An 11,625-nucleotide genomic window follows, 5' to 3' on the forward strand; every position below is an offset into this window, starting at 1 on the left:
ACCGTCGAGAGAATTGAATCAATGCCGCATATTCTGATCGTCGAAGACGAAACCATCATCCGCTCAGCCTTGCGTCGCCTGCTCGAACGGAACCAGTACCAGGTCAGTGAAGCCGGCTCGGTACAAGAGGCTCAGGAACGCTTCAGCATTCCGACCTTCGACCTGATCGTCAGTGATCTGCGACTGCCCGGCGCCCCAGGTACCGAACTGATCAAGCTCGGCCAGGGAACCCCTGTGCTGATCATGACCAGCTATGCCAGCCTGCGTTCAGCCGTCGACTCAATGAAAATGGGGGCCGTCGACTACATCGCCAAGCCCTTCGATCATGACGAGATGCTTCAGGCCGTGGCACGCATCCTGCGCGATCGGCAAAGCGCTCCCGCAGCCCCTGCCGAACGCGTGAACGGCAAACCGGTCACCAGCGAAAAGGCCGCCAGTGAAAGCGCCAATGGAGAGATTGGTATCATCGGCTCGTGCCCGCCGATGCAAGATCTCTACAGCAAAATCCGCAAAGTCGCGCCCACCGACTCCAACGTGCTGATTCAAGGCGAATCGGGTACCGGTAAAGAATTGGTCGCACGCGCCCTGCACAACCTGTCACGACGCGCCAAAGCGCCAATGATCTCGGTGAACTGCGCGGCCATTCCGGAAACCCTGATTGAGTCCGAACTCTTCGGCCACGAGAAAGGAGCGTTCACTGGCGCAAGCGCCGGTCGTGCCGGTCTGGTCGAGGCCGCCGATGGTGGCACGCTTTTCCTCGATGAAATCGGCGAACTGCCACTGGAAGCCCAGGCTCGCCTGCTGCGCGTCTTGCAGGAAGGCGAAATTCGCCGCGTTGGCTCGGTACAGTCGCAGAAGGTCGATGTGCGCCTGATCGCCGCCACCCACCGCGACCTGAAAAATCTGGCCAAGGTCGGCCAATTCCGCGAAGACCTTTACTACCGCCTGCACGTCATTGCCCTGAAGCTTCCTGCCCTGCGGGAGCGGGGTGCCGACGTCAATGAAATTGCCAATGCCTTCCTCGCCCGACAAAGCGCACGTATCGGCCGCAATGACCTGCGGTTTGCCCACGACGCAGAACTGGCGATTCGTCACTACTCCTGGCCAGGTAACGTGCGCGAACTGGAAAACGCCGTGGAGCGCGCAGTCATCCTCTGCGAGAGCCCGGAAATTTCAGCGGACCTGCTGGGTATCGATATCGAGCTGGGCGACCTGGAAGACGACGATGAAAGCTTCGGTGGTTTGCCTGCAAGCGGCACGCAAGCCAACAGCAGTCATGAACCCATGGAAGACCTGTCGCTGGAAGACTACTTCCAGCACTTCGTCCTGGAGCACCAGGACCACATGACAGAGACCGAGCTGGCACGCAAGCTGGGCGTCAGCCGCAAGTGCCTGTGGGAGCGACGCCAGCGCCTGGGCATACCTCGACGCAAGAGCAGCGCCACCAACGAGGGCTGATACCTTTCAGCTGTCACCCCACCGTTGGGCAGGTAACATAAGCTTCACGTGACAGACTGTTACCGCAACATCAAGACGTAACAAAAACCGGGGCTTACGGTAACGAAGCCCCGGTTTTTTTCGCCGCCGAAAAGGCCAAAACCAGGCGTAACCCCTTGTTTTACTGGGTTTCACAAAAGTTGGCACGGCACCTGCTATATGTTTGGTACAAGAACAATAACAAGCACTGCAAAAGACAATAAAAATAAGACGAATCGGCTCACGCACAATAAGAACAAGACGGCGGAGGCGCAGCTAACTGATTCTTTTGGAGAGGAGTTGTGTTTTGGGGCTTGCCCCACAACCAGGCAGAGAACAACAAAAACTGCACTAAAGCAGCGCCTATACTGGTTGGATCGACAGATCACCGCAACCTCAGCGACCAAAGCAATCCGTTTGCTCTTGGCTCCCGAATAGGGAGACGCTCTACAAGCCTCGGCTTTGTAGACAGGGCACTCAACAAAAACAAGAAGCCCAACAAAAAAATAAAAAGAGCACGCAACTACATTCCAGGGGAGCTTCGGCTCCCCTTGTAGTTTTCCTACCCGCGACCCCTCACGCTGCTGCCTACACCATTCCCCGAGTAAATGCTAGAATCCCCGCCTATCATGCGGCCATTCTTCGTTTATGGCTGAAAATTCCTTCAAACAGTGCATCCCATGCTGAAGAAGCTGTTCCAGTCGTTCCGTCCTACCGTTCGTGGCCCGCACCACCAGCGCACCACGCCTGAAGTGATTAATAGCAGTCAACATTCGCTGCAACGTGGCCAGTTCAGTCGTCATGCGGTGAGCATCGTCGAGCGTCTGCAAAACGCCGGCTACCAGGCCTATCTGGTCGGTGGCTGCGTGCGCGATCAGCTTCTGGGCATTACGCCGAAAGACTTCGACGTCGCCACCAGCGCCACCCCCGAGCAAGTACGTGCAGAGTTCCGTAACGCACGCGTCATTGGCCGCCGCTTCAAGCTGGTTCACGTCCACTTTGGCCGCGAAATCATTGAAGTTGCGACTTTCCGTGCCAATCACCCCGAAAGCGAAGAGGAAAACAGCCACCAATCCTCGCGCAACGAAAGTGGGCGCATCCTGCGCGATAACGTCTACGGCACATTGGAAGAGGACGCGCAGCGCCGCGACTTCACCATCAATGCGCTGTACTACGACCCGATCAGCGAGCGTATCCTCGATTACGCCAACGGCGTACACGACATCCGTAACCGCTTGATCCGGTTGATTGGTGACCCGACCCAGCGCTATCAGGAAGACCCGGTACGCATGCTGCGTGCCGTGCGTTTCGCGGCCAAGCTGAACTTCGGTATCGAGAAACACACCGTGGCTCCGATTCGCCAACTGGCGCCGATGCTGCGTGAAATTCCCTCTGCCCGCCTGTTCGAGGAAAGCCTCAAGCTGTTCCTCTCCGGTCAGGCCGCCGATACGTTCGAGATGCTGGTCGATCTGCAACTGTTCGACCCACTCTTCCCGGCCAGTGCCCAGGCATTGGAAGACCATCCGACCTACACGCACACCTTGATCAGCCAGGCGTTGATCAATACCGATCTACGGGTCAAACAAGGCAAGCCAGTAACCCCGGCCTTCCTTTTCGCCGCCATGCTCTGGCCTGCCCTGCCAACACGCGCGCTGCACTTGCAGAGCCGAGGCATGCCGCCCATCCCGGCCATGAACGAAGCGGCGCACGAACTGATCAGCGAACAGTGCCAACGCATCGCCATTCCCAAGCGTTTCACCATGCCCATCCGTGAAATCTGGGACATGCAGGAACGTCTGCCTCGACGGAGCGGCAAGCGTGCCGATCTGTTGCTGGACAACCCACGCTTCCGCGCCGGGTATGACTTCCTGCTGCTGCGCGAAAGCGCGGGCGAAGAAACCGATGGCCTGGGCCAATGGTGGACTGATTATCAGGCGTGCAACGAAAGTGAGCGTCGCGACATGATCCGCGAACTCGGCAGCCGTGATGACGGTGCCGGTGCCGGACCGCGCAAACGCAAACGCAGTGGCAGCAAACGTAAGCGCGCCGATGGCGCATCGGGCGAATAAACATGCCTCGCGTCTATATTGGCCTGGGCAGCAACCTGGATGATCCGCGCCAGCAGCTTGAAAGCGCACTGCAATCGCTCGAACAGTTGCCGGCGACCGATCTGGTTGCCGTGTCCAGCTTCTACACCAGCGACTCGCTATCACCCGGCCAGCCACGCTACACAAATGCCGTGGCGGCACTGGACAGCGCGCTGGAGCCTATTGCCCTGCTCGATGCCTTGCAATCCATAGAAAACGCCCAGGGCCGCGTTCGCAAAGAGCGCTGGGGCGCACGAACCCTTGATCTGGACATCCTGCTGTATGGGGACCAGGTCATCGATGAACCACGGCTGAAGGTGCCGCATTACCATATGCAGGCGCGCCCGTTCGTGCTCTACCCACTGGCCGAATTGGTCCCCGCCGACTTCCTGCTGGCCGACCAGCGCCCGCTCACCCAACTGCTGGCCGATTGCCCGTTCGTCGGCTTGGAGCGCCTGTAACCGGGCGTTCCCCCACACGGTAACGCCCGTAACAGTGCATTCGTAACAATGCGGTAACAGGGTAATTGACTTCAGCCCCCTCGCTCACGACTATAGGCGTCCCGTGGCGCCCAAGCGCCGCAAAAAGGCGTATATAGGCCTGGAACAGGTCGTATTTCAAACACCACAATCGATGATGTGCTGTTCCAGAAGATGAATACACGCGTTGTACGCAGTCGTTTTTCACAGCGCCTGAACGAGGATTCCTTTTCATGCCAGATGTAACCCTGACCACCCTGCAGAGCCTCAAGCTCAAGGGTGAGAAAATTGCCATGCTGACCTGCTACGACGCGACGTTTGCTCAGGCATGCTGCCGCGCCGGTGTAGAAATTCTGCTGGTCGGTGATTCGCTGGGTATGGTCCTGCAAGGCCATGACAGCACCCTGCCCGTTACCAACGCCGAAATGGCCTACCACGTAAGCAGCGTCAAGCGTGGCAACGAAGGCGCGCTGATTCTTGCCGATCTGCCGTTCATGGCGTATGCCACCACCGAACAAGCATTCGCCAACAGTGGTGCACTGATGCAGGCTGGCGCCCACATGGTCAAGATCGAAGGTGCCGCCTGGCTGGCCGATACCATTCGTCTGCTCGCCGAACGCGGTGTACCTGTGTGCGCGCACATGGGCCTGACACCACAAGCGGTGAACATACTCGGAGGCTATAAGGTACAAGGTCGCCAGGAGAACCAGGCCCGGCAAATGCGTGCCGATGCCATTGCCCTGGAGCAAGCCGGTGCCGCCATGCTGCTGCTGGAATGTGTTCCAAGTGAGCTGGCCGCCGAAATCACCCAGGCCGTGAAAATACCGGTCATCGGCATTGGCGCAGGCAGCGCTACCGATGGTCAGGTTCTGGTCATGCACGACATGCTCGGCCTGTCCCTCAGTGGTCGTGTACCCAAGTTCGTGAAAAACTTCATGACTGGCCAGAGCGACATTCAAAGCGCTTTGCAGGCCTACGTCAAAGAGGTCAAGGACGCCACTTTCCCTGGTAGTGAACACGGGTTCAGTGCATGAATACAGTCAAAACCGTCCGTGAACTGCGCGCCGCCGTAGCGCGGGCACGCAGCGAAGGCAAACGCATCGGCTTCGTGCCGACCATGGGCAACCTGCACAGCGGGCATGCTGCTCTGGTAGCCAAGGCTGCGCAGCGGGTCGATTTCGTCGTTGCCAGCATCTTCGTCAACCCTCTGCAATTCGGTGCAGGCGAAGACCTCGACAAGTACCCGCGCACACTTGCCGCCGATCAGGAAAAACTGTTGGAGGCAGGTTGCCACCTGCTATTTGCCCCTTCCGTTGAGGAAATGTACCCCGAGGGTATGGCCGGTCAAACGCGCGTCTGCGTTCCACAGCTGTCTGAAGGCCTTTGCGGGGCGAGCCGGCCAGGACATTTCGAAGGCGTGGCCACGGTCGTCAGCAAGTTGTTCAACATGGTTCAGCCAGACCTGGCTGTTTTCGGCCAGAAGGACTTCCAGCAACTGGCGGTCATCCGGGCCCTGGTCCGCGACCTGAACATGCCGATTCAGATCATTGGCGAACCCACAGTGCGTGCGCCTGATGGCCTGGCATTGTCGTCACGCAACGGTTACCTGAACGATGAGCAACGCGCTTGCGCACCAGCGCTGTACCGCACGCTGACGCAAATGGCCGACGCCATCAAGGTGGGCAAGCATGACTTTCCGGCCTTGATTGCCCAAGGCCAGCAGCAACTGATCGAGGCCGGCTTTCGCCCCGACTATCTGGAAGTACGCCACGCCATTACCCTGCGCCCGGCCACCGAGCAAGACCGTGACCTGGTGATCCTGGTTGCCGCGTTTCTGGGCGCCACCCGCTTGATCGACAACCTGCACCTGAATCTCGACGACAAGCCTTAGCGCCGTGTTGCCCGGCCTCTTGGGTTCGGGCACACTGCCGCCGCTCGCGGGGCCGCGAGGCTCCGTGTACCTGTGCGAGAACCTGACCAAGGAATCCCCCCATGCACGCCATCATGCTCAAGGCCAAACTGCATCGCGCAGAAGTCACTCACGCCGTACTCGACTACGAGGGCTCCTGCGCCATCGACGGGCTCTGGCTGGATCTGGCTGGTATTCGTGAGTACGAACAAATCCAGATTTACAACGTCGACAACGGTGAGCGCTTCACCACCTACGCTATTCGTGGCGAAGAAGGTTCCCGGATGATCTCGGTCAACGGCGCTGCTGCCCACAAGGCCAAAGTCGGCGACCGCGTCATCATCTGCGCCTATGCTCATTACAGCGAAGCGGAGCTGCACAACTTCAAACCGCGCATGCTATACATGGCACCGGGGAATGAGCTGAGCCACACCAGCCATGCCATTCCGGTTCAGTTGGACTGAGCCAACCCTTCAGCCAGGCCAACAGCAGGTTCGGGCGCAATCATTTCAAACGAGCCTGCAAACGGACCGACCTTTTCAGTGTCCAAGGCAGTTCCAGCAATAAGGAAAATCTGCAGCGATGGCGTACTACCGCACCCCTCATGACGTTACCGCCCTGCCGGCCTGGCAGGCACTCCAGCAGCACCGCGAAGCCATGCAGCATTTCAGCATGCGCGAGGCCTTCAACGCCGACCCACAGCGCTTTAACCAATTTTCCCTGAGCTGTTGCGGCCTGTTCCTCGACTACTCGAAAAACCTCATCAATGCCCAGACCCGCAACCTGCTGGTAGGGCTGGCCGATGAAGTAGGCTTGCAGGACGCGATCAAGTCGCTGTTCGCCGGCGAAATCCTCAACGCCTCGGAGGGCCGTCCAGCGCTGCATACTGCGCTACGTCGTCCGGTAGGCGACAAGTTGAGCGTCAACGGCGCCAACATCATGCCTGAGGTACACAAGGTACTGAACCAGGTGACCGAACTGGTTGGGCGGATTCACGACGGCTTATGGCGTGGCTACACCGAAAAACCGATCACCGACGTGGTGAACATCGGTATTGGCGGCTCTTTCCTTGGCCCTGAGCTGGTCTCTGAAGCCCTGCTGCCCTACGCCCAGCGGGGCGTGCGTTGCCACTACCTGGCCAACATCGACGGCAGCGAGTTCCACGAGTTGTCGGCCAACCTGCGCGCCGAAACCACGCTGTTCATTGTCTCGTCGAAGTCATTCAACACCCTGGAAACCTTGAAGAATGCCCAGGCCGCACGCGCCTGGTACTTGGCTCAAGGCGGCTCGGAAGTTGAGCTGCACCGGCATTTCATCGCCGTTTCCAGTAACAAGACGGCCGCCATTGCCTTCGGCATCCGCGAAGAAAACATCTTCCCGATGTGGGACTGGGTCGGGGGTCGTTATTCGCTCTGGTCGGCCATCGGCCTACCGATTGCCCTGGCTATTGGCATGGCCAACTTCAAGGAACTGCTGTCCGGTGCCTATACCATGGACCAGCACTTCCAGAGCGCACCTTTCGAACAGAACATGCCCGTCCTGCTGGCTCTTCTGGGCGTCTGGTATGGCAACTTCTGGGGAGCGCAAAGCCACGCGATCCTGCCGTACGACCATTACCTGCGCAACATCACCAAGCACTTGCAACAACTGGATATGGAGTCCAACGGCAAGAGCGTGCGCCAGGACGGCACTCCGGTAAATCATGATACCGGCCCGGTCATCTGGGGCGGCGTTGGTTGCAATGGTCAGCACGCTTACCACCAGTTGCTGCATCAAGGCACCCAACTGATTCCAGCCGACTTCATCGTCCCAGTCGTCAGCTTCAACCCGGTTGCCGACCACCACCAGTGGTTGTACGCGAACTGCCTGTCGCAGAGCCAGGCCCTGATGCTCGGCAAGACCCGTGCTGAAGCTGAAGCAGAGTTGCGCGAGAAAGGCATGGCCGAAACCGAAATCCAGAAGCTGGCGCCGCACAAGGTGATTCCGGGCAACCGTCCGAGCAACACCTTGGTGGTAGAGCGTATCAGCCCGCGTCGCCTGGGCGCACTGGTGGCCATGTATGAACACAAAGTGTTCGTGCAGAGCGTTATCTGGGGTATCAATGCCTTCGACCAGTGGGGTGTTGAGTTGGGCAAGGAACTCGGCAAAGGCGTCTACCAGCGCCTCACCGGCGGCATTGAAGAACCTGCCGAAGATGCCTCGACCCAAGGCCTGATCAACTACTTCCGCGGTCGCCACCGCGGCTGATCCTCCTTCCTGCCCCTGGTCGCACGCGCGACTGGGGGCAGTGAAGCGCACCGCAACGACGGTGCCGCAAGGACGTTATGGAAGCCCTTCGTCGCCGTATCGAAACTCAACTGCTCAGCATGACCGGCCTGGCACTGGGACAACTGGATCTGGAACATCCCAAAGGTGATCCAGGACTGTTTGGCCCAGAGAGTGTCTGCTGGCGCGTGCATGGCGATTTTCCCAGCATGTTGATTGGTGGCATCAGCGCACTCCTGGTGCAGGTCTTGCACCCACTGGCGCTGGCTGGCGTCTGGGACCATTCGAACTTTCGCCAGGACATGCTCGGTCGTCTGCGCCGCACCAGTCAGTTCATCTCCGGGACGACCTTCGGTTCAACCCGCGATGCCGAGTGGCTGATCGATAAGGTAAAGACCATTCATCTACAGGTCGTCGGCACCGCCGCCGACGGACGCCCCTATGCCGCGAGCGACCCCGACCTGCTGACCTGGGTACACGTCGCAGAAGTCAGCAGTTTTCTCGCCGCCCACCTGCGTTACCACAATCCTCGGATGAGCCTCGCTGACCAGGATACCTATTACGACGAGATTGCCTTGGTGGCCGAGCGCCTTGGCGCACGCAATGTACCCCGGTCGCGCCAGGCGATTGCCGAGTACCTGCAAGCCATGCGCCCACAACTGGTGTGCGATGCACGCAGCCGCGAAGTGGTTCGCCTGCTGCTCGATGCCCCTGCTCCGAGTCGGCAGGCCAAGCCCGTTGGCGCCTTGATGATGCAGGCAGGCATCGACCTGTTACCGCCATGGGCCAGTGCCATGCATGGATTCTCACCAAACCCGCTGCAACGCCAACTGGTCCGCCTGGGGATTGCCGGTGTCGCCCCCGTATTACGCTGGGCCATGCGCGACAGCTCCAAGCACCGTGCACACCGACGCATGGGAATCAGCTGACACTCAGTCAGCGGACGTCTGCGCCTCATACTTTGGTGATTGGCAGCCGCCTGGCCATCTGTGCCACCATGCCCCACCAACGAAGCCCAAAGCAGGCTTTTGCCGTTCCGATACCAAATCCAACAAAACTAAGGACCTGCGCCATGCAAGATGTTGTGATCGTTGCCGCCACCCGCACCGCCATTGGTAGCTACCAAGGAGCACTGGCCGCTATTCCAGCCGTTGATCTGGGGGCAGCGGTTATCCGCCAGTTGCTGACACAGACCGGCCTGGACGCCGAACTCGTCGATGAAGTCATCTTCGGCCAGGTCCTGACTGCCGGTGCCGGCCAGAACCCGGCACGACAGACCGCGATCAAAGCCGGCCTGCCCCATGCTGTACCAGCCCTGACCCTCAACAAGGTCTGCGGCTCAGGACTTAAAGCCGTACACCTGGCTGCACAGGCGATTCGTTGTGGTGATGCCGACGTGATCATTGCAGGCGGGCAGGAAAACATGAGCCTTGCCAACTATGTCATGCCTGGCGCACGTACCGGCCTGCGCATGGGCCACAGCTCACTGATCGACAGCATGATCAGTGATGGCTTATGGGATGCGTTCAATGACTACCATATGGGCATCACTGCCGAAAACCTGGTAGAAAAGTACGGCCTCAGCCGCGAAGAACAGGATGCGTTCGCGGCAGCCTCCCAGCAGAAGGCCAGCGCAGCGATTGAAGCCGGTCGTTTCGTCGAGGAAATTACCCCAATCCTGATCCCGCAACGCAAGGGTGATCCGATAGCCTTCGCCACTGACGAGCAACCCCGCGCCGGTACCACCGCTGAGTCATTGAGCAAGCTGAGACCTGCCTTCAAGAAAGAGGGTAGCGTCACTGCAGGCAATGCTTCGTCGCTCAATGATGGCGCTGCCGCCGTGCTGCTGATGAGTGCCGCCAAAGCGCAAGAGCTGGAACTGCCAGTGCTCGCCCGTATCACCGCCTATGCCAACGCTGGGGTTGATCCAGCGATCATGGGCATTGGCCCGGTGGCCGCCACTCGGCGCTGCCTGGAGAAGGCCGGCTGGTCGTTGTCGGACCTGGACCTGATCGAGGCCAACGAGGCCTTCGCCGCCCAAGCGTTGTCGGTTGGTAAAGAACTGGGCTGGGACGCCGCCAAGGTCAATGTCAACGGTGGCGCCATTGCCCTGGGCCACCCCATCGGTGCTTCCGGTTGCCGGGTACTGGTTACGCTGCTGCATGAAATGATCAAGCGTGATGCCAGAAAAGGACTGGCAACGCTGTGCATCGGCGGCGGACAGGGCGTGGCCCTGACGATCGAACGTTGATGCATGCAGGAGAGGCTCCCCCCGGGCCTCTCCTGTTAAACTGCAGCTCCGCATACCAAGGCTACGTGCATGTCCCTCTTGAATCAGGCGCTGCGCGCCGCCCTCGACTCCCGCAACGGCCTTCTCACCGAGCTTCATGCTCAAGGGACCGACTGCTACCGACTGTTCCACGGTAGCCAGGAAGGCGCTGCCGGCCTGACTATTGACCGCTACGGCCCGCAATTGCTGGTGCAGAGCTTTCACCAGACCCTCGATCACGATGCCCTGCTTGACCTGCACGCCACCATCGAGCAAGTCCTTGGCCTGGAACTGCTACTGGTCTACAACGACCGCTCCCAAGGCAACAGCCGTATCGACCGCCGCGACCCGGCCTACCAGGCCAGCGAGGCGGCCCTCGCCGACCTTATCGGTCATGAATGGGGGTTGAACTACCGGGTACGTGGTCGCCACGCGGGGCAAGATCCACTGTTGTTTCTCGATCTGCGCAATGCTCGCGGCTGGGTCAAGCAGAACAGTGCCGGCAAGCGTGTTCTCAACCTGTTTGCCTACACCTGTGGGGTGGGCTTGAGTGCCGCTGCAGGGGGAGCCCGCGAGGTCTGCAACCTCGACTTCGCCGACGGTAACCTGGCCGTAGGGCGAGAGAACGCGGCCCTGAACCCTGAACTTCCAAGCATGGAGTTCATACAGTCCGACTACTTTCCAGCCATACGCCAGTTAGCCGGACTGCCGGTCAGCCAGCGCCGCGGACATAAACTGCCGCCCTACCCAAGGCTGGAGCCACGGCAGTTCGATCTGGTGTTTCTCGACCCCCCTGCCTGGGCAAAGAGCGCCTTTGGCACGGTCGACCTGTTACGGGACTACCAAAGCCTGCTCAAGCCAGCGCTGTTGAGCACCGCCGAAGACGGGGTGCTGGTTTGCTGTAACAACTTGGCCAAGGTCAGCCTGGACGACTGGCGCACACAAGTGCTGCGCTGTGCCGAAAAGAATGGTCGACCCGTGCGCGAATGGCAGGTACTGGCACCGGCGGCCGACTTTCCCTCCATGGATAATCAACCACCGCTCAAGACCCTGATTCTGCACCTTTGAAAAAAACGCTTATGCACTAAAGAGGTGATTTGGCGCTATCTTCGGAACCGAATTATCGTGCCATACTCCAAT

The 11,625-nt window shown here is 59.6% G+C and carries 10 protein-coding genes; all 10 read left to right on the forward strand.

Annotated features, from left to right (window positions below; translation table 11 throughout):
• Window positions 1-21 precede the first annotated feature (21 nt).
• Window positions 22-1,458 (forward strand): sigma-54-dependent transcriptional regulator, encoded by a 1,437-nt coding sequence (locus IE038_RS06700; protein ID WP_189395360.1) that lies wholly within the window; start codon window positions 22-24, stop codon window positions 1,456-1,458.
• A gap of 698 nt (window positions 1,459-2,156) precedes the next feature.
• Complete coding sequence (locus tag IE038_RS06705) at window positions 2,157-3,545, forward strand: polynucleotide adenylyltransferase PcnB (RefSeq protein WP_163932205.1); 1,389 nt, start codon at window positions 2,157-2,159, stop codon at window positions 3,543-3,545.
• A 2-nt stretch (window positions 3,546-3,547) separates the two neighbouring features.
• Complete coding sequence (folK, locus tag IE038_RS06710) at window positions 3,548-4,024, forward strand: 2-amino-4-hydroxy-6-hydroxymethyldihydropteridine diphosphokinase (RefSeq protein WP_163932202.1); 477 nt, start codon at window positions 3,548-3,550, stop codon at window positions 4,022-4,024.
• A 251-nt stretch (window positions 4,025-4,275) separates the two neighbouring features.
• Entirely contained in the window at window positions 4,276-5,076 is an 801-nt protein-coding gene (panB, locus tag IE038_RS06715; protein WP_163932199.1) for a 3-methyl-2-oxobutanoate hydroxymethyltransferase, read from the forward strand.
• Window positions 5,073-5,933 carry a pantoate--beta-alanine ligase gene (gene panC / locus IE038_RS06720; RefSeq protein ID WP_163932196.1) on the forward strand — a complete coding sequence of 287 codons (861 nt, stop codon included), beginning with the start codon at window positions 5,073-5,075 and terminating at the stop codon, window positions 5,931-5,933. The genes panB and panC overlap by 4 nt, the downstream gene beginning before the upstream one ends.
• A 101-nt stretch (window positions 5,934-6,034) precedes the next feature.
• Window positions 6,035-6,415, forward strand: coding sequence for an aspartate 1-decarboxylase (gene panD, locus IE038_RS06725; protein WP_099775821.1), 381 nt, complete (start codon window positions 6,035-6,037; stop codon window positions 6,413-6,415).
• 118 nt (window positions 6,416-6,533) lie between these two features.
• The gene (gene pgi, locus IE038_RS06730) at window positions 6,534-8,198 is read left to right on the forward strand and encodes a glucose-6-phosphate isomerase (protein WP_163932193.1); all 1,665 of its coding nucleotides are present in this window, start codon (window positions 6,534-6,536) and stop codon (window positions 8,196-8,198) included.
• A 77-nt stretch (window positions 8,199-8,275) separates the two neighbouring features.
• Window positions 8,276-9,145, forward strand: coding sequence for an oxygenase MpaB family protein (locus IE038_RS06735; protein ID WP_163932190.1), 870 nt, complete (start codon window positions 8,276-8,278; stop codon window positions 9,143-9,145).
• Between the two features lie 143 nt (window positions 9,146-9,288).
• Window positions 9,289-10,467 carry an acetyl-CoA C-acetyltransferase gene (locus IE038_RS06740; protein ID WP_189395361.1) on the forward strand — a complete coding sequence of 393 codons (1,179 nt, stop codon included), beginning with the start codon at window positions 9,289-9,291 and terminating at the stop codon, window positions 10,465-10,467.
• A gap of 69 nt (window positions 10,468-10,536) precedes the next feature.
• Complete coding sequence (locus IE038_RS06745) at window positions 10,537-11,553, forward strand: class I SAM-dependent rRNA methyltransferase (RefSeq protein WP_189395362.1); 1,017 nt, start codon at window positions 10,537-10,539, stop codon at window positions 11,551-11,553.
• Window positions 11,554-11,625 lie beyond the last annotated feature (72 nt).

It is taken from the genome of Pseudomonas laurentiana (genome assembly GCF_014648275.1).
GTDB lineage: Bacteria > Pseudomonadota > Gammaproteobacteria > Pseudomonadales > Pseudomonadaceae > Aquipseudomonas > Aquipseudomonas laurentiana.